Source organism: Nitratireductor sp. GZWM139, from assembly GCF_030068685.1.
GTDB lineage: Bacteria > Pseudomonadota > Alphaproteobacteria > Rhizobiales > Rhizobiaceae > Nitratireductor > Nitratireductor aquimarinus.
The window spans coordinates 154,188-179,740 of the sequence record NZ_JAMQML010000002.1 but is presented as its reverse complement, the minus strand read 5'-3'; the positions used below and the strand labels follow the sequence as shown (position 1 = coordinate 179,740).

At 61.0% G+C, this 25,553-nt stretch carries 19 protein-coding genes and 1 pseudogene; 5 read left to right on the top strand and 15 right to left on the bottom strand.

Going from position 1 to position 25,553, the window contains the following annotated elements; translation table 11 throughout:
• Positions 1-9: 9 nt before the first annotated feature.
• From NDI72_RS03280 to dnaG, 7 genes and pseudogenes are all read right to left on the bottom strand, one after another.
• On the bottom strand, positions 10-744 hold the full coding sequence (locus NDI72_RS03280; RefSeq protein ID WP_206994126.1) for a DUF599 domain-containing protein: 735 nt from the start codon (positions 742-744) through the stop codon (positions 10-12).
• Between the two features lie 54 nt (positions 745-798).
• Positions 799-1,092 carry an HlyU family transcriptional regulator gene (locus NDI72_RS03275; RefSeq protein ID WP_206543958.1) on the bottom strand — a complete coding sequence of 98 codons (294 nt, stop codon included), beginning with the start codon at positions 1,090-1,092 and terminating at the stop codon, positions 799-801.
• An 83-nt stretch (positions 1,093-1,175) separates the two neighbouring features.
• Positions 1,176-1,595: a secondary thiamine-phosphate synthase enzyme YjbQ gene (locus NDI72_RS03270; protein WP_206543959.1), complete on the bottom strand. Its 420-nt coding sequence runs from the start codon at positions 1,593-1,595 to the stop codon at positions 1,176-1,178.
• A gap of 57 nt (positions 1,596-1,652) precedes the next feature.
• Positions 1,653-1,946, bottom strand: a complete 294-nt coding sequence (locus NDI72_RS03265) for a GYD domain-containing protein (protein WP_113155731.1) — start codon at positions 1,944-1,946, stop codon at positions 1,653-1,655.
• A 218-nt stretch (positions 1,947-2,164) separates the two neighbouring features.
• A pseudogene (locus NDI72_RS03260) lies at positions 2,165-2,497 on the bottom strand (carbonic anhydrase family protein); the annotation flags it as partial.
• Positions 2,498-2,640: 143 nt separating this feature from the next.
• Entirely contained in the window at positions 2,641-4,635 is a 1,995-nt protein-coding gene (gene rpoD / locus NDI72_RS03255) for an RNA polymerase sigma factor RpoD (RefSeq protein ID WP_113155733.1), read from the bottom strand.
• Between the two features lie 360 nt (positions 4,636-4,995).
• Entirely contained in the window at positions 4,996-6,936 is a 1,941-nt protein-coding gene (gene dnaG, locus NDI72_RS03250) for a DNA primase (protein ID WP_206543961.1), read from the bottom strand.
• A gap of 238 nt (positions 6,937-7,174) precedes the next feature.
• Between dnaG and NDI72_RS03245 the strand changes: the two genes are divergently transcribed.
• Entirely contained in the window at positions 7,175-9,553 is a 2,379-nt protein-coding gene (locus NDI72_RS03245; protein WP_283799573.1) for a bifunctional diguanylate cyclase/phosphodiesterase, read from the top strand.
• Positions 9,554-9,620: 67 nt separating this feature from the next.
• Here NDI72_RS03245 and NDI72_RS03240 read toward each other — a convergent pair whose 3' ends face one another.
• On the bottom strand, positions 9,621-11,987 hold the full coding sequence (locus NDI72_RS03240; protein WP_283799571.1) for a heavy metal translocating P-type ATPase: 2,367 nt from the start codon (positions 11,985-11,987) through the stop codon (positions 9,621-9,623).
• Between the two features lie 142 nt (positions 11,988-12,129).
• Positions 12,130-12,579: a GatB/YqeY domain-containing protein gene (locus NDI72_RS03235; protein ID WP_113156380.1), complete on the bottom strand. Its 450-nt coding sequence runs from the start codon at positions 12,577-12,579 to the stop codon at positions 12,130-12,132.
• Between the two features lie 398 nt (positions 12,580-12,977).
• On the opposite strand from NDI72_RS03235, the gene carA reads away from it, so the two are divergent.
• Entirely contained in the window at positions 12,978-14,177 is a 1,200-nt protein-coding gene (gene carA / locus NDI72_RS03230; protein WP_206543964.1) for a glutamine-hydrolyzing carbamoyl-phosphate synthase small subunit, read from the top strand.
• 60 nt (positions 14,178-14,237) lie between these two features.
• Here the strand turns inward: carA and NDI72_RS03225 are convergent, their stop codons facing one another.
• From NDI72_RS03225 to NDI72_RS03205, 5 genes are all read right to left on the bottom strand, one after another.
• A complete protein-coding gene (locus tag NDI72_RS03225) occupies positions 14,238-15,725 on the bottom strand; it encodes a TadE/TadG family type IV pilus assembly protein (protein WP_283799570.1) in 1,488 nt (495 codons plus the stop codon).
• A 162-nt stretch (positions 15,726-15,887) separates the two neighbouring features.
• Complete coding sequence (locus tag NDI72_RS03220; protein ID WP_283799569.1) at positions 15,888-16,403, bottom strand: DUF2937 family protein; 516 nt, start codon at positions 16,401-16,403, stop codon at positions 15,888-15,890.
• Positions 16,404-16,448: 45 nt separating this feature from the next.
• A complete protein-coding gene (gene ypfJ, locus NDI72_RS03215; protein WP_113155739.1) occupies positions 16,449-17,372 on the bottom strand; it encodes a KPN_02809 family neutral zinc metallopeptidase in 924 nt (307 codons plus the stop codon).
• Between the two features lie 97 nt (positions 17,373-17,469).
• The gene (locus NDI72_RS03210; RefSeq protein ID WP_283799568.1) at positions 17,470-18,450 is read right to left on the bottom strand and encodes a L,D-transpeptidase; all 981 of its coding nucleotides are present in this window, start codon (positions 18,448-18,450) and stop codon (positions 17,470-17,472) included.
• A 167-nt stretch (positions 18,451-18,617) separates the two neighbouring features.
• Positions 18,618-19,367 carry a DUF4336 domain-containing protein gene (locus tag NDI72_RS03205; RefSeq protein ID WP_283799567.1) on the bottom strand — a complete coding sequence of 250 codons (750 nt, stop codon included), beginning with the start codon at positions 19,365-19,367 and terminating at the stop codon, positions 18,618-18,620.
• A gap of 289 nt (positions 19,368-19,656) precedes the next feature.
• Between NDI72_RS03205 and carB the strand changes: the two genes are divergently transcribed.
• A complete protein-coding gene (gene carB / locus NDI72_RS03200) occupies positions 19,657-23,154 on the top strand; it encodes a carbamoyl-phosphate synthase large subunit (protein WP_113155742.1) in 3,498 nt (1,165 codons plus the stop codon).
• 57 nt (positions 23,155-23,211) lie between these two features.
• Here carB and NDI72_RS03195 read toward each other — a convergent pair whose 3' ends face one another.
• Complete coding sequence (locus NDI72_RS03195) at positions 23,212-24,204, bottom strand: GlxA family transcriptional regulator (RefSeq protein ID WP_206543967.1); 993 nt, start codon at positions 24,202-24,204, stop codon at positions 23,212-23,214.
• A gap of 138 nt (positions 24,205-24,342) precedes the next feature.
• Between NDI72_RS03195 and NDI72_RS03190 the strand changes: the two genes are divergently transcribed.
• Positions 24,343-24,963 carry a cysteine hydrolase family protein gene (locus tag NDI72_RS03190; RefSeq protein WP_206994117.1) on the top strand — a complete coding sequence of 207 codons (621 nt, stop codon included), beginning with the start codon at positions 24,343-24,345 and terminating at the stop codon, positions 24,961-24,963.
• Between the two features lie 69 nt (positions 24,964-25,032).
• The gene (locus tag NDI72_RS03185; protein ID WP_283799566.1) at positions 25,033-25,491 is read left to right on the top strand and encodes a cupin domain-containing protein; all 459 of its coding nucleotides are present in this window, start codon (positions 25,033-25,035) and stop codon (positions 25,489-25,491) included.
• Positions 25,492-25,553: the final 62 nt, after the last annotated feature.

Here is a 25,553-nt window from a genome sequence, read left to right as displayed (position 1 = left end):
AGAAGCCGGTCAGGGCTTCTGCGCACCCGTCTTCTCGCCCACCGTCTTCGCGCCCACTTGGCCCTTTTTCCCAGCCGGTTCGATGACTTCGACCTTGAGACCCGCCACGAGCTCGCGTGCGGCGGAGAAGAATTCCCGGTAGAGAATGGAGGCGAAGATGACGAGACTGACCGCAATCGCCGCCCAGGCGGAGACAAACCACGCAATCATGCCGATCGAGAAGTAGTAGGCGCGAATGCCCTGATTGAAGTTGCGCGCCGCAATCGTGTTGAGCGCGGCCATGATGTAGATTTCTTCCGGGTCGCTTTCCTCGGAATCGTCGGCAGCGCCAAGCATGATGCAGAAATGGTTGAACTGGCGCAGCGAAAGCGTGAACGACAGAAACGCCATCACGAACATCAGCAGAAAGATCACCAGATGCCGCTCGACCGCCGCCTTGTCGACATCGAGCGCCGGCTGCATCACCGTCACCGCGTCCAGCACCGCATTGACCTGCCCGAAGACGGCAATCATCGCCAGAATGATCAGCACCGTCGTGGAGGCGAAGAAAGACACCGCCCCCATGAGATTGCCCGACAGGATTGCATCCATGGGCGTTTCGCGACGGACGGCATTGCGCACCCAGCGATGGCGCTGCGCGCCCATGATGATGGACAGAGACGGCCGGCGCTTCTCCAGCCAGCTGGCGAAGACGGTGTAGAAGATCCAGCACAGGATCGGAAACAGCGATGCCGCGAGCGTCAACGTGCAATCCCTTTCAGCACAAAGAACCAGCGAGTCAGACCCGCTCGTTGAAGATCAGGTGAAGATCTTCTCGCCCTGCTCATCGATCATCTGCCGCGCCTTTCGGATCGACTGATCGGCGGCGAATTCGGCGCTGGGGAAACGGTCCGCGCGCACCAGCCGGTGTTCCCTGCGTTCGCCATCCACGTCCTTGGTGATAAGCGCGCAGGTCTGGAACTGGCCGCCTTCGGAGAAGGGCGTCGGCTGGATCGTGAAGCCCTTGTGCTCCACCGCGTCTCCGACAGGCTTTGCCTCACCCGTTTCCGGCGCGCTGCCACCGCCCCCGAAAAGCCGCTTCAAGAATGACATACGCTTACTCCCGTCAAATTCGATATTTGATATCGTTTTACCCGCAGAAGCATTGCTGCGAAACCATTGCGAACACTCTCTCCTCAGGAGAGGTGCAATACCACCTCGCGCTGGTGCGGATGTGTGCGGTGCTCGAAGAGGTAGATCCCCTGCCAGGTTCCAAGCGCCAGACGCCACCGCACCACCGGAATACCGATGGAAACCTGTGTCAGCGCCGCCTTGATGTGGGCCGGCATGTCGTCGGGACCTTCCAGACGGTGAACCACCCAGCTCATTGAAGCATCATCCGCGGGCGGCACGAGACGGCGAAAGAACACCTCCAGATCCCGCTTCACATCCGGGTCCGCGTTTTCCTGAATGGTCAGGGAGCAGGATGTATGACGCACGAAGACCGTCAGGAGACCGGCCTCAACACCTGCCTCCCTGACGAAATCCTCAACCCGATCGGTAAATTCGTAAAGCCCCGCGCCCATGGTCGACACGGAGAGAATTGCCTGTCGCATCCGGAGGTGGTGCCCCGGCGAGCCGAACCTGTCAAGCGCACCGGAGCGAGCTTATCCCTAACCGAGCGAGCCGATGATGTCGCGATAGGCGGCTTCGGGGAAGGCCTTCACCACCTTCGTGCGCACATTGCCGCCCATGCCGAGCGTCAGCGCAAAGCGCGCCGCAACCTCATCGTCAGGGGCCTCGGACACGGCGACCATGTCGTATTCACCCATGGTCAGATAGAACGCCCGCAGGGTGCCACCCATTTTGGAAAGCGCAGCCTTCGCGCTTTCCAGCCGGTTTGGCGAATCCTTCACATTCTTGATGCCCTGGTCGGTCCAGTTGATGAGAATGATGTAGGTGGTCATGTCACACCTCCCTGCGACGCACACCGGCCACCGACCGGATGCGCCCTTCATCGCCCATACCGCCTGCAACAAATCCTGCCGCCTGCCACACTGGCGTTGCAAGCTGGGCTTTGGAGGTAAATCAGGACCTTACGGAGAATGAAGGAGGCCGGACACGAAGCCCGGCCCTCATCATTCCGAATATGCCCGCGCATGCCGGCGAAAGAACCTGATGCCAATCACCGCGAAGCGAGGATGAAGCGCCGGTTTGACTGGCGCACGGGCCTTGCATTGCCCGAATAGAGCGCCGTGAACCGGCGAATGTCTTCAGCCGCGACCCGCTTTGGTGTGCGCAAAACCATCCAGTCGACGATTTCGGAGCAAGGCGGCGTCGTGAGCGAGCCCTCATAGAACCAATAGGCAAGGTCGTCCGGCAGGAGCCCGCCCAGGTCGACATCCGCAACCGACGCACTGCCCTGCACCTTGCCAGGAAAGACAGCCGCGAGGCTTTCAAAGCTCTCATCACGCTCTCCCGGCTCAATGAAAACGCCGAGCACGCCAAGGGCGCCGCTTAAATAAACAGAACAAATCAAATTATAGATCAGAAAGGAAAGGCGATCACGGACGAATATAGAATTATTGTTTTACAAATTCAGATTACAAAAAACCCGGCTTTGCAGCCGGGTTTTTATCGCAGGTCGTGAGTGACCTCTGATTAGCTGTCCAGGAAGCTCCGCAGCTTTCTGGAGCGGCTCGGGTGCTTGAGCTTGCGCAGCGCCTTCGCCTCGATCTGGCGGATACGCTCACGCGTCACCGAGAACTGCTGGCCGACTTCTTCCAGCGTGTGGTCGGTGTTCATGCCGATGCCGAAACGCATGCGCAGAACGCGTTCCTCGCGCGGGGTCAGCGAAGCGAGAACACGGGTGGTGGTCTCACGCAGGTTCGCCTGAATGGCCGCGTCGATCGGCAGGACAGCGCCCTTGTCCTCGATGAAGTCGCCGAGATGCGAATCTTCCTCGTCACCCACCGGGGTTTCGAGCGAGATCGGCTCCTTGGCGATCTTGAGCACCTTGCGCACCTTCTCCAGCGGCATGGCCAGCTTTTCGGCCAGCTCTTCCGGGGTCGGCTCACGGCCGATCTCGTGCAGCATCTGGCGCGAGGTGCGGACGATCTTGTTGATCGTCTCGATCATGTGGACCGGGATGCGGATCGTGCGGGCCTGGTCGGCAATCGAACGGGTGATTGCCTGCCTGATCCACCAGGTCGCATAGGTGGAGAACTTGTAGCCGCGGCGGTACTCGAACTTGTCCACCGCCTTCATCAGGCCGATATTGCCCTCCTGGATCAGATCCAGGAACTGAAGGCCGCGGTTCGTGTACTTCTTGGCGATGGAGATCACGAGACGCAGATTGGCCTCGACCATCTCCTTCTTGGCGATTGCAGCTTCGCGCTCGCCCTTCTGCACCTGGTTCACGATGCGACGGAACTCGCCGATGGAGATCGCGGTTTCCTGCGCGAGATTCTGGATCTCGGTGCGCAGATCTTCGATCGCCCTGGCTTCGTTCTTCGAGAACTCCTTCCAGCCCTTGCCGGAAAGCGTTGCAACGCGCTCGGTCCAGTTCGTGTCGAGCTCGGACCCCTGATACTCCTTGAGGAAGGATTCGCGCTTCACGCCATAGCTTTCGGCGAGCCGCAGCAGACGGCCCTCGTTCTGCACAAGGCGCTTGTTGATGTCGTAAAGCTGCTCGACCAGCGTCTCGATACGCGCATTGTTGAGCGAAAGCGACTTCACCGAAGTGATCAGCTCGCCCTTCAACTGCTTGTAGCGGCGCTCCTGGCTGCTCGACAGGCTGTCGGCGTCGGCCAGGCTCGATTCCACCTTCTGGTCCTGCAGCTTGCGCAGTTTCTTGTAGGTGTCGGCGATGAAGTCCAGCGTCTCCATGACGCCGGGCTTGAGTTCGGCCTCCATCGCGGCAAGCGACAGGTTGGCCTCATCCTCTTCGTCGTCCTCTTCCTCGCTCTGGCCCTCGCCGCCTACATTGGTGACGTCGTCGCTGCGCGAACGCGCGGACTTGTCATCAGCAGGCTTGTTCTCTTCATCAGGGCGCTGAACGACCGGCGCCTGCTTGGCTTCCGGGCCGGCATAGGTCGCTTCGAGATCGATGATCTCGCGCAGCAGGATCTTGCCTTCGTTGAGTTCGTCACGCCAGATGATGAGCGCCTGAAAGGTCAGCGGGCTTTCGCAAAGCCCCGCGATCATCGTCTCGCGGCCAGCCTCGATGCGCTTCGCGATGGCGATTTCGCCTTCGCGCGACAGAAGCTCGACCGAGCCCATTTCGCGCAGATACATGCGCACCGGATCGTCGGTACGGTCCGTCGGCTCTTTCTTGGTCGTCGTGGCGACAGCCGTTCCCGACTGCGTGGTCAGCTCGCTGCTTTCCTCACTGTCATTGGAATCGTTGTCTTCCGCAGCTTCCTCATCCTCGACCACATTGATGCCCATATCCGAGAGCATCGCCATGGTGTCTTCGATTTGTTCGGAACTGACCTGGCCAGAAGGAAGAACGGCATTAAGCTCGTCCATTGTCACATAGCCGCGCTTCTTCGCGGCCTTGATCATCTTCTTGACTGCGTCATCGGAAAGGTCGAGCAAAGGGCCGTCGGTGCCCTCGCGTTCGGTTTCGACCTCTTCCTTCTCTTTTGTCGCCATGCTTTGCCTTCTCCAACCGAGCGGGGTTCCATGCCACCCCGTCGCCGCCGCTGCAACGGCTGTCCGTCACGACATCCCGCAACCTGATTCGTGGTCTAGCGCCGGCCGCGTTAATGTCGGATTAACCCTGATACTTAGGTGGACTCCCTATCGTGTCCAATTTCAGTATCTTTTCTCTTGCGTGCCGCGCTTTTCGCGGCGTCGGCACAGCCCATTCTCGAATCGAACCTGATTCCTGCATTCCGGCGCAACGTCAAGCCGAAGCACCCTGATTCGGAGTAAAAAAGCGAATCAGAGGGTGATTCTCGTGCTTTTTCCCGTTTCGGCCGGTTTTTAGCCAACCAGATAGGTTTGTCACGCTCAAGATCGATTCGCACGCCCTGATAGAAGACCGAAGCCTTCAATGAGCGCTTCAGTTGCCTGCAGATTGCTCAACTCCGCCTGGATCTCAGTCAGATGCCGCGCATCCTCTTCATTCCAATCGTTTGCGAGCGCCAGTTCGGCCGCTTTCAGCTCCTTATGTAGAGAGCCTGCGCGCCGGTGCAAGTAGAGGGTCTGCGCAAAAGCCTCCCGCGCATCGTCCAGAGCAGCATTCTCAAGGGCCGGCCACATGTAAGCGCCCTTCACGCGCGCCTCCGCCTGCTTCCAGATCCCGACCAGTCCGTCATCCTCGATCTTTTTGAGGATCATGTCCCGGTCATGCGCGGGGTTGTGCGCCACCGCATCCAGAAGAGACATGCGCAGCCGACCGAGATCGGCACTGGCCAGAAGCATCTGATCGAGCGCATCGAAATACTCATCCAGAAGGCCCGGATGATTTACCAGCGTCACGAGGAGGGTTGCCTCGCGCAGCGGCATTGCGGGTTTGGAACTGCGCACCAGAGCCGAGCGGGCCAGGCTTTCGGAAACCGCAAGCCGTCCTGACGCCCCACCGGGCCTGCCGCTGAAACCGCGATTGCGCCCACCACCACCGCCGCCATCGCGGTAGCCACGCTGGCCGCCACGCTTCGACTGCTCGCCCCCAAAGAAGGTGCGCGCACGCTCACGCATGTCCTGGCTGTAGTGGCGCTTGAGGTTTTCGTCGCGGATCTGCGCCGTCAGCGCCTGCAGATTGCGCTCCAGCTCAGCGCGGCGTTCGGGTGTATCGAACACCTTGCCGGAGGTTTCGCGCATCCAGAGCATGTCGGCCAGCGGGCGCGCGCCGGACAGAACCGCCGCAAATGCGTCCGGCCCCTCCTCGCGCACCAGATCGTCGGGGTCCTTGCCCTCGGGCAAAAGCGCAAAGCGCAGGCTGCGCCCCGGCTGCACCACCGGCAGGGCGAGATCGGCAGCGCGCCAGGCAGCGCGCAGCCCGGCCTCGTCGCCGTCGAAACACAGGACCGGCTCACCGGTCATGCGCCAGAGCAGTTCGAGCTGGTTTTCCGTGAGCGCCGTTCCGAGCGGCGCAACGGCGTTTTCAAAACCCGCCTGCGCAAGCCCGATCACGTCCATATAGCCTTCCACCGCGATAACGGTGTCGCCCTTCGCGGACACACGGCGCGCGCGCGCCAGATTGTAGAGCACCGTTCCCTTGTGGAAGAGCTCGGTATCAGGCGAGTTCAGATATTTGGCAGGCACATCCTTGGACATGGCGCGACCGCCAAAAGCGATCACCCGTCCCCGTGCATCCTCGATGGGAAACATGATGCGATCACGGAAACGATCATAGGAAACCGGGATATCGGGGCCGAACACGACAAGACCGCAGGCCTCGATCTGATCCTTCCCAACGCCCTTGCCGGCAAGAAACTCCTTGAGCGCATTGCGGCTCGACGGCGCGTAACCGATGCGGAAGCTCTGCTGCGTGGCGCTGGAGAGCCCGCGCGAACGCAGATAGGCCCGCGCCTCGGCGCCCTGCTGCTCCTGCAGCATGCTCTGGAAATAGCCTGCCGCCATTTCCATGACCTCGGAGAGTGAGGCGCGCTTCTGCTCGCGACGCTCCGCCTGCGGATCGCGCTGCGGCATCGGCACACCGGCCATGTCGGCAATGCGCTCGACCGCTTCGGGGAAGCTTATTCCATCGAGCTCGGAGAGAAAGCGGAAATGATCGCCCGACACGCCGCAGCCGAAACAGTGGTAACGCCCCTTGCGGTCCTCGCAGTGAAAACTCGGGGACTTCTCGCCATGGAAGGGACAGCAGGCCCAATAGTCGCCGCGCGAGGCGTTTGTCTTGCGCCTGTCAAACGTCACACGTGTGCCGATCACCTGCGAAATCGGAACGCGGTCGCGTATCTCATCAAGAAAGGAATTCGGAAAGCGCATTGTTCAGTTCAGAGCCTCTAGCCGCTCCATATAAGCACGTTCGTCGGCGACGGCGAATCGAGATCCGGCTTCTTCACGGTATTCACAGCCCTGCCCCGTCAGGCTGGTACTTCATAACCGCCATACAACTTAACCGATTATTCAAAACAGTGATGCTAAACGCTGGTTCAAAGAACAGCGCGCTGCGCCCGAATGCACGGCCAGCGACTGACAAAACGATCAGGTGGCGGGACACAAAGTGCTTACGGTTTACAATTGCATCGTCAATGAACACGACCCGGGAATGGTGCTTCTCGCCGGGGTCATCGGAGCCATCGCATCCTTTGCAGCGATAATCCTGCTCCAGCATTTATGTAAATCCACCGGACGCACGCGCTGGTTATGGACCGCCGTTGCCGCAATCTGCTTCGGCTTTGGCGTGTGGGCGACGCATTTCATTGCCATGCTCGCCTTCGCTCCGGGCCTTCCTACGGCATATGACGTGCCGCTCACAGCCGTCTCCCTTCTGCTCGCCATCCTATTCAGCGGACTCGGCATGTCGGTCGCCGCCCGCCAGAAACTCGATCATCAACTGGTCGGCGGCGCGATTGTCGGCTCCGGCATCGCCGTCATGCACTTCACCGGCATGGCAGCCCTCGAGGTTGAAGGCCGTCTCGTGTGGGACATGGGGCTGGTCGCCGCTTCACTCATTGCCGGCGTGGTGCTTGGCGCACTGGCGATGCGCATTGCGCTCTCCCGCAGCAATGAAGCCAAGACCATCGCCGCGAGCCTGACGCTCACGCTGGCCATCTGCACCATGCACTTCACCGCGATGGGCGCCGTTTCGATCATTCCCGACCCGACGACCACCATCTCGCCCTTCTCCATACCGTCCATGTGGCTGGCCATGGCGGTCGCGTTCGCAGCCTTCATGATCTTCCTGATGACGGCCGTAGCGCTGTGGGTCGACATCCGTGACCGCAGCCGTGCAATCACCGAAGAACGCCGCATGCGCGGCCTCGCCAACGCCGCCATGGAAGGGCTTCTGGTATGCGATGACACCACCATCATCACCGCAAACCAAAGCCTTTGCACACTGAGCGGCCGCCCGCTCGATGAGCTCATCGGCATCGACTTCACCAAGCTCTTCACCTCCATCGAGAAGAATGGCGTCCTTGCCGATGAACCGGTCTGGGAGACCACGCTGAAACATGCGGACGGCACCACGCAGCCTGTTGAACTTCTTTCGCGCGTCATCGATTACAGCGGCAAGCCGCACACCGTCGTCGCTGTGCGCGACCTGCGCGAGCGCAAGAAGGCGGAGGCCGATATCCGCCGGCTCGCCATGCATGACACGCTGACCAACCTGCCCAACCGGCGCAACTTCACCGCCCGGCTGGAAGAAGAGATGGAAGCGCTCCCGGAAGGCAAATCCATCGCGCTTCTCTGTCTCGACCTTGACCGTTTCAAGGAGGTCAACGACCTGTTTGGCCATGCAGCCGGAGACACGATGCTGCGCAAGGTCGCCGACAATGCTGGCCGTGCGCTTCGCCATGGGCAGATGCTCGCGCGCCTTGGCGGCGATGAGTTCGCGATCATTGCACCGGGGCTTTCTGATCCGCGCGAGGCTGCGGCACTCGCAGAGGAAATCCTGCACGCTTTCCGCAAGGAAAACGAGCAGGCGAGCAATGATGGCCTGATGTCCACCAGCATCGGCATTGCGCTTTATCCGCAGGACGCCCGGGATCAGGAGACCCTGATCAACCATGCAGACACCGCGCTCTATCGCGCAAAGTCCGAGGGCCGCGATACCTATCGCTTCTATGAACACGAAATGGGGCAGGAAGCGCGCGCGCGGCGCATCATGGAGCATGAGCTGCGCCATGCGGTGGGCCGCAGAGAGTTTCACCTCGTCTACCAGCCACAGAAGAAGCTCGATACGGGCGAGCTGATCGGATACGAGGCGCTTCTGCGCTGGAAACACCCCGAGCGCGGCAACATTTCTCCGGGCGTCTTCATTCCGGTTGCCGAGGAAAGCGGCGCCATCGTGCCGATCGGCGAATGGGTTCTGCAGACTGCCTGTAGCGCAGCGGCCAGCTGGAAAGACGATCTCATGATCGCGGTCAACGTCTCCGCCGTGCAGCTGCACAGCGTGAACTTTCCGCAGACCGTACATCGCGTGCTTCTGGAAACCGGCCTCTCTCCGCATCGCCTGGAGATCGAGATCACCGAAACGGCCCTGGTGCGCGACATGCACCGTGCGCTCACCACGCTGCGCCAGCTCAAGGCGCTCGGCATCAAGGTGGCGATGGACGATTTCGGCACCGGCTATTCCTCACTCTCCAACCTGCGCGCCTTCCCGTTCGACAAGATCAAGATCGACGGCAGCTTCATTCGTCAGGTGGACACCAACGAACAGGCCGCAACCATTGTGAAAGCGGTTCTGGGCATCGGGCGCGGCCTCGGCCTGCCGGTGCTGGCGGAAGGTGTGGAGACCTCCGGCGAGCTCAGCTTTCTCGCCAGCGAGTTCTGTCAGATCGGACAGGGCTATTATCTGGGTCGACCCAGCCCGATCGAGGATGTGCTCCGGGAGTTCGAAACGGGGGAGCAAAAGCGCTCCGACGCGAACGCAGCCTGAGAGATCTCAACAAAAAGCCCCGCTCAGGACGGGGCTTTTTCATTTCTGGCTTCGCGAAGAACCAGATCTATCCGAGCTTCACGGTGCGAAGGCGCAGGGCGTTCGCGATCACGGAAACCGAAGACAGGCTCATCGCCGCTGCTGCGATCATCGGTGACAGAAGCGTGCCAAAGACCGGGTAGAGAATGCCAGCGGCCACCGGCACGCCGAGCGCATTGTAGACAAAGGCAAAGAACAGGTTCTCCTTGATGTTGCGGATCGTTGCCCGCGCCAGAGCGCGCGCCCGCACAATCCCGTTCAGATCGCCCTTCACCAGCGTGATGCCGGCGCTTTCCATAGCCACGTCTGCACCGGTCCCCATGGCGATGCCCACATCGGCAGCGGCGAGTGCAGGCGCATCATTCACGCCATCGCCCGCCATCGCCACGCTGGCTCCCTTGGCGCGCAGCTCCTCGATCAGCGCCTGCTTGCTCTCCGGCAGCATGTCGGCGCGCACTTCATCAATGCCGAGGCGTTCTGCGACCGCCTTCGCCGTGCGGGCATTGTCGCCGGTCGCCATGATGATGGTGAGGCCGAGATCATGAAGCGCGCGGATCGCATCGGCCGTCGTCTCCTTGACCGGATCGGCGACGGCAATGAGGCCGGCTGCCTTTCCGTCGACAGAAACGAACATGGCTGTCTTGCCATCGCTGCGCAGTGCGTCGGCCTGTTCAACCAGAGCGTCAACCGTGACGCCGGCCTCTTCCATCATCGCCCTGTTGCCCAGTGCGACATGGTTGCCCGAGACCGTGCCGGAAACACCCTTGCCGGTGATTGCCTCGAAATCGGAAGCCGTTTCGAGTGTGACGCCACGCTCTTCCGCGCCAGCGACGATTGCCTCGGCCAGCGGATGTTCGGAACCTCGCTCCAGACTTGCCGCCAGTTTGAGGAAGCGTTTTTCGTCGACCCCCTCGGCAACCACCACATCGGTCAGTTTCGGACGCCCCTCGGTCAGGGTTCCGGTCTTGTCCACGATCAGCGTGTCCACCCTGGCAAAGCGCTCCAGCGCCTCGGCGTCCTTGATGAGGACACCCGCCTGCGCGCCCCTGCCCGTCGCCGTCATGATCGACATGGGCGTGGCAAGCCCAAGCGCACAGGGGCAGGCAATGATGAGCACCGAGACCGCCGAGACGATGGCGAAGACCATTGAAGGCGCAGGACCGAACATCGCCCAGACGACAAAGGCAATGATGGCGACCAGCACCACCGTTGGCACGAAATAGAACGAAACCCGGTCTGCCAGCCCCTGAATGGGGGCGCGCGAGCGCTGGGCCTTGGCCACCATGTCGACGATCTGCGACAGGACCGTTTCCGAACCGACCCGGTCGGCGCGCACGATCAGCGTGCCATTCTTGTTGATCGTACCGCCCGTTACCGGGTCCCCTTCGGCCTTTTCGACGGGAACGGGCTCGCCGGTGATCATGGATTCATCGACGGAGGAACGCCCCTCCTCGACCGTGGCGTCGACGGGAATGCTGTCGCCGGGGCGCACCCTCAGCCGGTCGCCTTCGCGCACGTCATCCAGCGGCACATCGGCCTCCGAACCATCGTCGGCGATGCGCCGCGCGGTTTTCGGCGCAAGATCGAGCAGCGCGCGGATGGCCGAGCCGGTGCGCTCACGCGCTCTCAGCTCCAGCACCTGACCGAGAAAGACCAGCGCCACGATGACGGCCGCTGCCTCGAAATAGACCGGCACCACACCGCCTTCGCCGCGAAACTGGGCCGGGAAGATATCCGGCATCAGGGTGGCGACGACGCTGTAGGCATAGGCCGCGCCCACACCGATGGAGATGAGCGTCCACATATTGGGGCTGCGATTGACGATGGAATCGTAGCCGCGACGGAAAAACGGCAGCGCCGCCCACAGAACCACGGGCGTTGCCAGCGCGAATTCCAGCCAGACCGCAAGCGGCTCACCGATCCAGTGGCGGAAAGGCAAGCCAACCATCGGCCCCATCGCGATCAGCAGCAGCGGAACCGCCAGAACTGCGCTTACCTTGAAACGGCGGGTGAAATCCACGAGTTCGGGATTGGGCCCCTCCTCTCCGGTGGGCACGCCCATGGGCTCCAGCGCCATGCCGCAGATGGGGCATGAACCCGGCTCGTCGCGAATGATCTCGGGATGCATGGGACAGGTGTATTGGGTACCCCTGGGCATGGGCTCCTGTTGCCGCGCGCCATCCAGATACCGCTCCGGATCAGCTTCGAACCGGTCCTGACAGCGCTGCGAGCAGAAATAGTGACGCTCACCGCCGTGCTCCAGCGTGTGCCCGGCTCCCTCTATCGTCACGTCCATACCGCAAACCGGGTCACGCGCCGAGGCTTCGGTGTGAGCCTCCTTATGTCCGCCGCAGCAGGCTTTTTCAGCGTGATCATGTTTATGCGCATCGGCCATTGCACACCTCCAGAGATATGTGTTCGCTCCTGCGTTACTCCTTCCAGCCGCTGGAAGGTCAAACCCCTCTTCGCCTCAATGCAAAAAGGGCGACCCGATCGAGCCGCCCTGACATCCTGTTTCCCGCAATATGTGAAAGGCGCTAGCGCAGCATGCCCTTCACGATGCCGCTGGCTTTGCCGAAATCCATACGGCCGGGGAATTTTTCCTTCAGAACGTTCATGCAGCGCCCCATGTCGCGCAAACCGTCTGCGCCGACTTCCTGCACCACCTGGGCGCAGGCCTGCTTCAGATCGTCTTCGCCAAGGGGTTTTGGCAGAAACTCGGTGATCACCACGATCTCCTCGCGCTCCTGCTCTGCGAGCTCGAGGCGGTTTCCTTCTTCGAAAGCCTTTGCCGATTCCTGACGCTGCTTGGCCATTTTCGAGAGAATCTGGAGGATATCCTCATCACTCACAGGATCCTTGCCGGCTCCGCGATTGGCTATATCGCGGTCCTTGATAGCGGTCTGAACCAGACGCAGCGTCGAAACGCGGCGTTTGTCCTTCTGTTTGACGGCATCGTTCAACGCCCTGGCGAGTTTCTCGCGCATCATAACACCTGTCTCCAGTCACTAGGATGAACATAGCCCCGGCCGAATCTCGAAGCAAGCCGCAACGCCCCCATAAGTCATTGGAAACATTGGCATAAATATTTATTTGCTACAGATTGACCGTTTTTGAGCCTTTGCCTATTGTCCGCGACCTGCATGGACAATTTCCGTTTCGGCCTGAATCCACCGGCGATTTCGCCCGGGGCTGGACCCATGTCGATGGGCCATATGGCCTATAAGGCACTTTCTTTCAAGGCCCCTCGGGCGCAAGCCTCTTGCGCTCGGCGGCAAAAAGTGAGAACCGGTCTGCTCGCAGATCATGCTAAAGGAACCTGAACGGAGCGCCCGGTCATATGACCGTGATCGCGCCCGGGCACACGAAGGATGGAGACTTCCCAATGGCGACCAAGACCGCCCCATGGAGCACGACCCGGCCAACGGCTCTCATCGTGCTTGCCGATGGCACTGTCATAGAGGGCAAAGGCATTGGCGCTGGCGGAGAGGCCATTGGCGAGCTCTGCTTCAACACCGCGCTCACCGGCTATCAAGAGGTTCTGACCGATCCGTCCTATGCCGGGCAGATCGTCACCTTCACATTCCCGCATATCGGCAATGTCGGCGCCAATGACGAAGACATCGAAGACCTGCACCCGGCGGCGCGCGCCGGCGCGGTCGGCGCTGTTTTCCGCGCTGACATCACCAACCCCTCGAACTACCGCTCCGGCGGCCATCTCGATGGCTGGCTGAAGCGCCGCGGCATCGTGGCCATCAGCGGCGTGGACACGCGTGCGCTGACCGCGCTTCTGCGCGAAAAGGGTGCGGCCAATGCGGTGATCGCACATAATCCCGATGGCGCGTTCGACATCGAAGCCCTGAAGAGCAAGGCGCGCGAATGGTCGGGTCTGGTCGGCCTCGACCTCGCCAAGGAGGTTACCTCCGGCCAGTCGATGGGCTGGACGGAAACGCCGTGGGTCTGGGATGAAGGGTTTGGCGCGCAGGACGAGCCGACCCACCACATCGTCGCTGTCGACTATGGCGCGAAGCGCAACATTCTGCGCCTTCTGGCCGGTCTCGGCGCGAAGGTGACGGTGGTGCCCGCCAAGACCAGCGCCGCCGACATCCTCGCCATGAAGCCCGACGGTATCTTCCTCTCCAACGGCCCCGGCGATCCGGCGGCAACCGCCGATTATGCCGTACCGATGATCCGTGAACTGCTTGAAACCGACATTCCGGTCTTCGGCATCTGCCTCGGCCATCAGATGCTTGCCCTGGCGCTTGGCGGCAAGACGGTGAAGATGCATCAGGGTCATCATGGCGCAAACCACCCGGTTAAGGACTTCACCACCGGAAAGGTGGAGATCGTGTCCATGAACCACGGCTTTGCAGTGGATGGCGACACGCTGCCGGAAGGTGTGGAAGAGACCCATGTCTCGCTGTTCGACGGCAGCAATTGCGGCCTGACCATCGCCGGACGCCCGGTCTTTTCGGTGCAGCACCACCCGGAGGCCTCGCCCGGCCCGCAGGACTCGCACTATCTCTTCCGCCGCTTCGCCAATCTGATCCGCGAACGGCGCGGCGAGCCCGCACTGGCGGAATAACGACACAGCAAAAAGGGCGGCTCACAGGCCGCCCTTTCTTTTTCAGCACTCCGGCTTCCGTCAGGTCGACAGACGAAGCCGGACGATCTTCTCGCCAATGTTCTCGAACACCTTCTTGAGCTGACTGCTGGAGGGGGTGTCGTAATACTGGTCCGGCCGGCTCGCGCAGGCGCTCATCAGCGTACCTGTATCGGAGTCGTCCTCTTCAAGCCGGATCGTATAGATGTCGATCCCGTCCGCTTTGGCATAGGTGCAGGCTTCAAGCGTCTTGCTGTTCATCAGCTTGGTCGACTTGCTGGAGCTGGCGTTCACTTCACCATCAAGGCGGCCGTCGACCATGTATCCAAAGCTCGAGTAGCGCGACCGCAGCCTGTCATCACGAACACCGAAAATGTTTTTGCCGTCGGTCAGCACAACCATCACCTTGATGATGCCGTCATTCGGATCGCCGCCGGCAAAGGGCTCGTGCGGCGAGAGAACCCGCGTGCCCCACGCCACACCTTCCATGATGTTGGTGTTGCCGCTTGCCTTGAGCTTTTTAACCTTCGTTTTCAGATCGGCGTAGTCGTTCGTCAAAGGCGTCAGGGGCTCGGAAACGCACATATAGTTCGGACCGCGATTGTCCTCCAAGTCTTCCAGCGCGACGCGCTTGAAGATTTGCTTGTAGCCGTTGTAACCGTATTTCTTGAGCTTCTTTTCCCGGTCATTGCCGCGCGGGTCGACCTCGGACTCGATGTAATCGTTGCGATAATCCTCAGGTTCATCAATCGCAAACGTGGGTACGAACAGTGACGCCTGATGCGTCTGAACGGCCTCGGTGTCGGCGACATCGTGACGTTTGTCGCCATCGGGCATGCGTGTCTCAACGCAGCCTTTCCATTCAAGCCCCATATTGTGATAGGCTTCGAAGCGGCTAACCCCGGCTTCCAGCTCAAGCTGCGGGATTTCGCTGACGCCTTCGAGATCAAGCCATGGAGCGCCAGTATCCTTGACGATCTTGCCGTTCTTGTCGAAATCCGGTGCAAATTGCGGACCGACATTGACGAAAGTCGAGAATGGCACAAGCGAAAACCGCAGCCGCTCGGGATCCTTGACCTGCGCAGAGATGTTGTCGATCAGTCCCTCGACCGCCGTTTTCATATCGCGGAGTTTGCGTCCGCTCATGGAGCCCGTCGTGTCCAGAACCAGAGCGATTTCATAGGAAATCAGCGCCACATCCGCCTTCGACAGGGCGGAAACCGGCATGCTTTCCTTCCCCAGAATACCGCCGAAGAACAGCTTGACGTCCACGTCCGCCGTTACGGTGACGGATTCACCGACACGGTCAACGTCCAGATTCTTGAAAACAACGGGAAGATTGCCCGCAAGATAGGATTCGGCGATCGCGCGCGCCTCGGTATCCGTGATCGTCTTGCCCTTTTGCGCGACAGCAAGTGCTGCGCTGTCCAGACTGTTCTGGAGACTTGCGCGCACGCGGCTCATATTCGCGTAGTCCAGGGCAAAGCCAGAGCCCCCGATGAGGGCCATCGCCGACAGAGCCGTGATCATTGCAAAATTGCCGGATCGGTCCGCTCCGAAACGCTCACACAAGCGCGTCCCGGAACGCAAAAAGCGTTCTAAAAGAGAAATCATATGCCCACCCAAGCTTTTATTGTTTGGGGCAATCTATTTCTCTGCTTTTAAAAACACGTTAAACGCGAGTTGTAAATTTTACACGCGTAAATTGTGAGCCGGGTAATGCTTTTTTCTACGGAACAGTAGTCCCAGGAGCCAGACTACAGAAAAGCCAAATAGAACGCCCACGCCTGTCCAGATAAATCCGTGCAGCGTCAGTGGCACGGCTGGCTCATAATCATCCAGCGCGCCCTGTAGAAGCGGTCCATCGGGAGAGCGCGCGACGATAAGCGGCCGCAGAACGGGCGAAGCCTCGTCAAATGCAGCCGACTGCCGCTCCAGATCGCCAAGCCGCCCGATCGCGACACGAACGGACGTGGCGCGGTCACGCAGAAAGTCGCTGCCAGCCTCTTCGTAGACGACAATCGCTCTCTCACGGGTGAGGTTGTTCCGGGTGGCGTCGGCATCGAAAGCCGAAACCACCAACCTCAGTTCATGCAGGGCGCCATTGAGGCGCTGGCGGTATTGCTGTGCGAACTCCGGCGCCTGCGAGGTTGCGGCTCCACATGCCAAAGCCACGGCAAGGCCGAGAATTCGTCCTGGTCCAAACATGTTCAGATCTACCTCTTGGGTGGCAGCAGAACAGCCGGTTTGCGCCTAGATCGGATCGTTGAACGTATCGCAATCGGCCAGCCGTCCGCTTTTGAGCCCCCGCGCAAACCATGTCCGCCGTTGCTGCGACGTGCCATGATTGAAACTCTCCGGCACCACATACCCCTGGGTGCGGCGCTGCAAGGTGTCGTCGCCAATCTGGTTGGCAGCGTTCAGCGCTTCCTCGATATCGCCATCTTCCAGAAGCCCCTTCTGGGCCGTGTAATGCGCCCAGATGCCGGCGAAGCAATCCGCCTGCAATTCGACACGGATGGACATGGCGTTGGCCTCGGCCTGGCTCATGCGCTGGCGCATCTGGTTGAAGCGCGGCAGGATGCCGGTCACGTTCTGCACGTGATGCCCAACCTCATGCGCCACGACATAGGCCTGGGCAAAATCACCGGTCGCGCCGAAACGCCGGGCAAGCTGATCGAAGAAGCTCAGGTCGATATAGACCTTCTCGTCGCCGGGGCAATAAAATGGCCCGGTCGCCGCCGAAGCAAAACCGCAGGCCGAACGCACGGAATCGCTGAACAGAACCATCGAAGGTTCTTTATAATCGAGGCCCTGGGACTCGAAGATGCCGTTCCAGGTGTCTTCCGTCTCCGCGAGAACGACGCTGACGAACTGCTTCATCTCGTCGCTTGCGCCACCTGTTTCCTGACGCTGTGTCGTGGTCGTCTGGCTTCCTGCGCCAGGCTCGCCAGTGAGCATGCCCAGCGGATCAATCCCGCAGGCCCGCAGAACGAAGAACAGGACGACAAGAACAATGATCCCGGACAAGCCGCCGCCAGCGCGCCTGCTACCACCGGAAGGCAACCTTATGCGCCCGCCGGATCGACCAAACCCACCCGGTAAAGAACCACCGCCGCTCGAGCGGCCCCGGCGGTCTTCGACATTGCTGCTTTGACGGCGGCCTTTCCAGCGCATGCGTGCAATTCCCAGTTGTCTTCAGTGAACTCTAGTTATCGGCTTATACACCACAACGCCAGAGATTGTTTCCCGTCAGAATCATATCCGAAGCGGCTCAGGACATGATGACAAAGTCCTTGCCCGAACGTGTTTCCGGATGAAGCGGGGCGTCAGTTAAAATCATCACCATGCCCGGATGCATGCGGTCATGCATGGCCGCTGAAAAGGCATTGTCCGTGGTCAGCCGCGACAGAAGTCGCTGCTCGGGCTGGAAATTGCCATCCGCGCCACTGTCATGGCTGATGACATACCAGCTCATGCCCTGCGCCTCTCCATCAGCGCCGTGAAGCACAAAGGCGTGGCTGCCAAGCTTCCCGCGCCCGGAGATGTTCAGATCTCCCTCGGCCAGAACGCGGCCATTCTCGACAAGCATGATGCGCCGGTCGGCGGATGAGGCAATCACCGAGGTAACGGGATATTGCTCGGCCGCGCTCCAGTCCTTCGGGTGCTTCTTGCCGTCCAGCGAGGCTTCGATCTTCTCGAACTCATGCTCGGCATAACCGGACAGGACCATGCCCGGATGCGTCAATTCCCAGGGGTCTTGATGCGCGCCGGAAATGATGACCGGCGTGCCCAGATGGGTAACCTCAAAGAGCTTTTCGGAAAAGGCCATCGGCAGGCGCACACAGCCATGCGAGGCGGGATATCCCGGCAGATTGCCTGCGTGAAGCGCGATGCCCGACCAGGTCAGCCGGTTCATGTTCGGCATGGGCGCATTGTTGTAGGTGCTGGAGCGATGGTCCCTGTCTTTCTGAAGAACCACGAAAACACCGGTCGGCGTCTCATGCCCCTGCTTGCCCGTCGAGCAGGTGGAGGCAGCGATGCGGATGCCGTTGCGGTAAACATGCACGCGCTGCTCCGGCAGCGACACGACCACTGCAACCGGCCCTGAAGGCTGACGGTCCGGGTGCCAGGTGAACTCACCGGGCTTCAGCGCATTGATGTCCTTGAGCACCTGCTCTGCGGCCACTTCCAGCCCGATCAGGCCTGCTGCTCCCAAGGCCCCTGCCCCGACCATAAAGCGCCTGCGGTTCATGCCTGACATTCCCAAGTCGCGCATTCCCATCAAGCTGGCTCCTCTCCCCGATGCCCTCCAGAAGCGCGGGAAGCGCGGGAAGCGCGGAAGGCTTCAAAGACAGCATTACAGCCAAGCTTTCCACCCAAGTAAAGCAACCATAGGCGGTGAGGCGCTAATCCGTCCGGTCAACGCAGAAGCCAACTGAAAGCCCGCTTCAGCGCTTCCGCACCATCACGTTCGAACCAGCGGCCATGTGCAATGATGACACGCTCCGGTCCCCAGCCGATCATCGTTTCCACGGCCCGTTTCAACGCGGGGCGCTGGCTGGCGAAGGTGAGGCGCATGTCGCGCGGCATCGCGCCTTGCGGCGCAAGAACGCCGCCAAGCCGCGCCATGATGCGCCGCCACCAGTTGAGTTTCTGCGGCTCGAAATTCTCGATGAAATCCGTCAGGATCAGCGTTCGGCTTTCGATGTGGAAGAACTCCACCTCCGTCATGAAGCTGCCCGCAACCGGCAGGGTGCGGATTTCATCATCCCACGGATAGCCGTTCTCGCCCGTGAGTTCGCGTGTCGGGAAGTCGATGTGGCCCCCGGCCTGTTCGCGAATGCGCGGGGCCATCCAGATTTCGGCATCGGGAAAGGCAGCGCGCCACACCGGCACCCACCAGTAATGGATGCGGTTCGGCGCGACGATGAAGCGAACCGGCCCCAGCGTCTCCACGGCCGCACGCAGATCCTCCGTCATATGCGTCGGCGAATGCACGAAAAGACCGCCACCGCGCAGCCGGATGATCATCATGCGCGTGGGGAACGGCATTCTGAGACCCGGCGGACCAAAGGGAATTGTGGGGCCGTCAACAATCCAAAGATTTTCCGTCACCGGCTTCAGCGTGTTGAGCGGCGGATAGGTGGCTGTTTCTTCATGTGCGCCCATGGCCTGTTCCCAACGGTTTGATGCCGGCTTGAGATGCCGCGCCTGCGAGAATCGGGGCAGCAGAAATGAGCGTCCCCCGCTCCGATACGGTGCCACCCGCCCCTCACAAGCGCAACTTGCCGTGTACAATATGCCTTCGTAACCTCTGGTCGCGTTGAAATCGTCATTTTCGGGGTTCCGTCAGGGCCGCCCATTGCCTATAAGGCGCGCCTAGCCCGACAATTTTTTGCCCGGCCTGCGCGCGGCATCCGCCCGTGCGGCGACGGCTTCTACGCGCGAGTGTACTTCCATGCCCAAACGCACCGACATCAAGTCGATCCTGATCATCGGGGCCGGCCCCATCGTCATCGGCCAGGCCTGCGAGTTCGACTATTCCGGCACCCAGGCCGTCAAAGCGCTGCGAGAAGAGGGCTACCGAGTCATTCTGGTGAACTCCAACCCGGCCACCATCATGACCGACCCGGAGCTTGCCGACGCCACTTATATCGAGCCGATCACGCCGGAAGTGGTCGCCAAGATCATCGCCAAGGAGCGCCCCGACGCGCTGCTCCCCACCATGGGCGGCCAGACCGCGCTCAACACCGCACTCAGCCTGCGCCGCATGGGCGTGCTCGAGCGTTACAATGTCGAGATGATCGGCGCGCAGCCCGACGCCATCGACAAGGCCGAGGACCGCTCGCTGTTCCGTGAGGCCATGGCCAAGATCGGCCTCGAGACGCCGCGCTCGATGCTGGCCAATGCATCCGACGTCAAGAACGCCGACCGCCAGAAGCACGAAGTCAAGCGCCAGGAGCTGAAAGACACGCTCTCCGACGAAGCGCTCGACGCAGCCCTGGACGATCTGGAAAACGAGTGGAACCTCGGCGAGAGCGACCGCAAGCAGCGCTACATGAACCACGCCATGGGCGTGGCCGCGCAGGCGCTCGACTTCGTCGGCCTGCCGGCAATCATCCGTCCCTCCTTCACGCTGGGCGGCACCGGCGGCGGCATCGCCTACAACCGCGAAGAGTTCTTCGAGATCGTTTCTTCCGGTCTCGACGCCTCACCGACCACGGAAGTGCTGATCGAGGAATCCGTACTCGGCTGGAAGGAGTATGAGATGGAAGTGGTTCGCGACCGCGCGGACAACTGCATCATCATCTGCTCCATCGAGAACGTCGATCCGATGGGCGTGCACACGGGCGATTCGATCACCGTGGCCCCTGCCCTGACGCTGACGGACAAGGAATACCAGATCATGCGCAACGCATCGATTGCGGTGCTGCGTGAGATCGGTGTGGAAACCGGCGGCTCGAACGTTCAGTTCGCCGTCAATCCCGAGAATGGCCGTCTCGTCGTCATCGAGATGAACCCGCGTGTGTCGCGCTCCTCCGCACTTGCCTCCAAGGCGACGGGCTTCCCCATCGCGAAGATCGCGGCCAAGCTCGCCGTCGGCTACACGCTGGACGAGCTGGAGAACGACATCACGGGCGGCGCGACGCCGGCATCCTTCGAACCGTCCATCGACTATGTGGTCACCAAGATCCCGCGCTTCGCATTCGAGAAATTCCCGGGCTCCAAGCCGGTTCTCTCCACGGCGATGAAGTCGGTCGGCGAAGTGATGGCCATTGGCCGCACCTTCGCGGAATCCTTCCAGAAGGCGCTGCGCGGCCTTGAGACGGGCCTGACCGGTCTCGATGAGATCGAGATCCCCGGCTATGTCGTCGATGGCGATCCGTCGGAAAACAAGAACGCCATTCGCGCGGCCCTTGGCACGCCCACGCCGGACCGCCTGCGCATGGTCGCCGAAGCGATCCGTCTCGGCACCAGCCTTGAAGACGTGCACACGATGTGCCGCATCGACCCGTGGTTCCTGGAGCAGATTGCCGCGATCCTCGCCATGGAAGAGCGCGTGCGCGAACATGGCCTGCCGGAAGACGCGGAAAACCTGCGCCTGCTGAAGTCCATGGGCTTCTCGGATGCACGCCTCGCGTCGCTCACGAAGAAAGAGGCGGAAGAGATTCAAAAGCAACGCCATTCGCTTGGCGTGCACCCCGTCTACAAGCGCATCGACACCTGCGCGGCCGAGTTCGCGGCGCCCACCGCCTATATGTACTCGACCTACGAGCTTCCCTTTGCGGGCGAAGTGGCCGATGAAGCCCGCGTTTCGGACCGCAAGAAGGTGGTGATCCTTGGCGGTGGCCCCAACCGTATCGGCCAGGGCATCGAGTTCGACTATTGCTGCTGTCACGCCGCCTTCGCGCTGGCCGACGCCGGTTACGAGTCGATCATGGTGAACTGCAACCCGGAGACGGTTTCCACCGACTACGACACGTCCGACCGCCTCTATTTCGAGCCGCTGACGCCTGAAGACGTTCTGGAGATCCTGCGCGCCGAACAGGCGGCGGGCACGCTGCATGGCGTGATCGTGCAGTTTGGCGGCCAGACGCCGCTCAAGCTTGCCGACGCGCTGGAAAAGGCCGGCATCCCGATCCTCGGCACCGAGCCCGACATGATCGATCTGGCCGAAGACCGCGACCGCTTCCAGAAGCTGCTTATCAAGCTTGGCCTCAAGCAGCCGAAAAACGGCATCGCCTACTCGGTCGAGCAGGCCCGTGTCGTGGCCTCCGAACTCGGCTTCCCGCTGGTCGTGCGCCCGTCCTATGTTCTGGGTGGCCGCGCCATGCAGATCATCCACAATGACACGATGCTGCAGACCTATCTGCTCGACACCGTGCCCGGCCTCGTGCCCGAGGAGATCCGCCAGAAATATCCGGCCGACAAGACGGGCCAGATCAACACGCTGCTCTCCAAGAACCCGCTTCTGTTCGACACCTATCTGACCGAAGCGATCGAGATCGACGTGGACTGCCTGTCCGATGGCAGCCAGACCTATGTGTCGGGCATCATGGAGCACATTGAGGAAGCCGGCATTCATTCGGGCGACTCCGCCTGCTCGCTGCCGGTTCACGGGCTCGACGCCGAACTGGTCAGCGAACTGGAGCGCCAGACGGCAGCCCTAGCCCGCGCACTCAAGGTCGGCGGCCTGATGAACGTGCAGTACGCCGTGAAAAACGGCGAGGTCTACGTTCTTGAAGTCAACCCGCGCGCTTCGCGTACGGTGCCCTTCGTCGCCAAGACCATCGGCCGCCCGATTGCCAAGATCGCAGCCCGCATCATGGCCGGCGAGACGCTGGGAGACGCCTTCTCGCATTACGGCTCCATGCCGGATGCACGCGAGCTGGGCCACATCGCCGTCAAGGAAGCCGTGTTCCCGTTTGCCCGTTTCCCGGGCGTCGACACGCTGCTTGGACCGGAAATGAAGTCCACCGGCGAGGTGATGGGCCTCGACACCGATTACGCGCTCGCCTTTGCCAAGGCGCAGCTCGGCGCCGGCGTCGACCTGCCGCGCGAAGGCACGCTGTTCGTGTCGGTGCGTGACGACGACAAGGCTCGCGTCCTGCCGGCAGTCAAGCGTCTGGCCGATGCCGGCTGGCATGTTCTGGCCACCGGCGGCACAGCCCGCTTCCTGCGTGAAAACGGCATCGAAGCCGAGAAGATCAACAAGGTTCTGGAAGGCCGCCCGCACATCGAGGACGCCATCCGCAACCGTCAGGTCCAGCTCGTCTTCAACTCGACGGACGGCCAGAAGGCCATGTCGGACTCCAAGTCGCTGCGTCGCGCAACGCTGATGCAGAAGGTGCCCTACTACACCACGATGGCGGGCGCTGAAGCCGTGGCCGAGGCCATTCTGGCGCTCAAGGCCGGCAGCCTAGAAGTCCGCCCGCTGCAGAGCTATTTCGGCTAACCGCAAGCAACACTACGCAGCCGCCCGCAAATGACAGGCGGCTGCGCCTTGCTCTCCTTATGGAAGCGCGCGCTCATCCGCCCCGGCAGTGCGAAACTGCCGTCGATAGGCCATCGGTGAAATGCGGAACGCATCAACGAAGCGCTGCCGCATGGTGACGGCCGACCCGAAACCCGCCGCCTCGGCAATGGTTTCCATCCGCCTGTCCGTGGTTTCGAGAAGGCGCTGAACAAGCGCCAGCCGCTGCGCAAGAATCCACTGCGACACCGTTGTGCCGGTTTCCTTGCGAAAGCGGCGCGAGAAGTTGCGCCGGCTCATTGCCGCCTTCGCGGCCAGACGGTCAAGGCAGAGCGGCTCGCTGAGATTACCGGCGGCCCACTCCAGCGTTTCCTTCAGAAGATCGCCCTGAAGCGTCTTGTGCAGCGGCTGTTCGATATACTGCGCCTGTCCGCCGCTGCGATGCGGCGCCACCACCATGCGCCGCGCAACGCGATTGGCCGTCTCTGCCCCGTGGTCACGCCGCAGGAGATGCAGGCAGCAATCGATGGCCGCAGCCGTTCCCGCCGAGGTCAGAACATCGCCTTCATCCACATAGAGCACGCTGCGATCCAGAAACACATGCGGATAGCGCTCGGCGAAATCCTCCGCAAACACCCAGTGGGTGGAAGCCCGCCGCCCATCGAGAAGGCCCGCCTCGGCCAGAACAAAGGCCCCGACGCACAGCCCCACCAGCCGCGCGCCGCGTGCATGGGCGCGTTGAAGAGCCTCGAGAAGCGCCTCAGGCGGTCTGATCTCTGGCCCTGGCCAGGCCGGTACGATCACTGTATCCGCAGTCTCAAGCGCCGAAAGATCGTGTTCCACGAACAATGAGATCCCCGAGGTGGTCCCGATCCGCCCCGGTGTCTCGGCGCACACGATCAACGCGTAACGCGGCGCTGTCAGGCGCGCCAGGTCGTCGGCAAACACCATGCAGGGCACCGAAAGGTGGAACGGGCTGATCCCCTCAAAAGCCACGACCGCAATCCTGTGCACCCCTTCACTCCCCTTCATGGCCCAAATCCATCGCTCTTTGTCGTCCGGGACACTTGTGACTGAAAGGCAGTTAAACGATTTTCCGGATCGTTACAAATCGACTGGTAATCACGCAGCGAATTATCGTAACTGAACCTGTAAACGAGAGGCAGATTGATGACCGAAGCATTGCATCCGACCATTAGAACCATGACAGGAAGCACGCCGAAAGAGGTGATAAATCCGGGAAAAACCGCACTTATTGTTATTGATTTTCAAGAAGAATATTTTTCCGGCAGAATGCCTGTCCCCAATGGCGAAGCAGCGCTGTCCAAAGCGCTTGAGCTGATCGCATGGGCCGACGCGAACAAAATTGCTGTTTATCATATACAGCATGTAACGCCGAAAGGTGCGCCAATCTTCGCGCAAGATGGAGAAACGGTCGCATTTCACCCGGAAATCGAGCCGGCAAAGCATCATCATGTCCTTTGCAAGACGTCCGTCAGCGTGTTCCCAAGCACCGATCTCGATGCCCGTCTCAAGGTGGATGGGATCGACACGCTCGTCATTGCCGGACTGATGACCCATGCCTGTGTTTCGGGAGCGGCGCGTGATGCGGTTCCGCTCGGATATGACGTGATCGTTGCCTCCGACGCCTGCGCTACACGCGACATCACCGGACCGGATGGCAAGGTGATTTCCCACGACGTTCTACACGAGGCATCGCTGGTGACGCTTTCCGACACCTTTGCCGAAATCCTCGACACGAAGGCCATTCTCGCTCTGAAAACCCGTTAGAGCGCGAATCCGGGGCTCCGTATTTCAAGGCCCCGCGCACACATTTAAAGCACCAAGGACTTTTCTGAAATGAAGCGCTTTGCAAGACATGCCCTGCCTCTTGTGGCAATGCTGGCTGTGATAGCAGCCTGTACGGACCAGGCATTGATCAAGAAAAGGATGATTTCCTTTCCCGTATCCGAACTCGAATGGATCGAGCTCCCGGATTCGGGTGGCATAAAATACGCGAATGTTCGGGGCGACCTTGCAGGCGAGAGCCCTTACGAGGCTCTCGTCCTGTTTCCGGCCGGCAAGAGCAATCCGTATCATTATCACAGTCGGGACATTTCGACGGTGGTGATGCAGGGCACATTTTACGCTGTGGTCGACGGCGAGCGTACAGAATATCCGGCTGGATCATTCTACTTCCTGCCGGGACGACTGGACCACTTCAGCGGTTGCGCTGAAGGCCAAGACTGCCTTCTCTTCCAGTATCAGGACGAAGGGTTTGACCTCGTCCCGCAAAAGGTGAAGGCCAAGGCAGATTGAATGAAGCAGAGCGCGCCCTTCTAAAGGGCGCGCTCTATTCTCTCACGCAAAGAATGCACCGC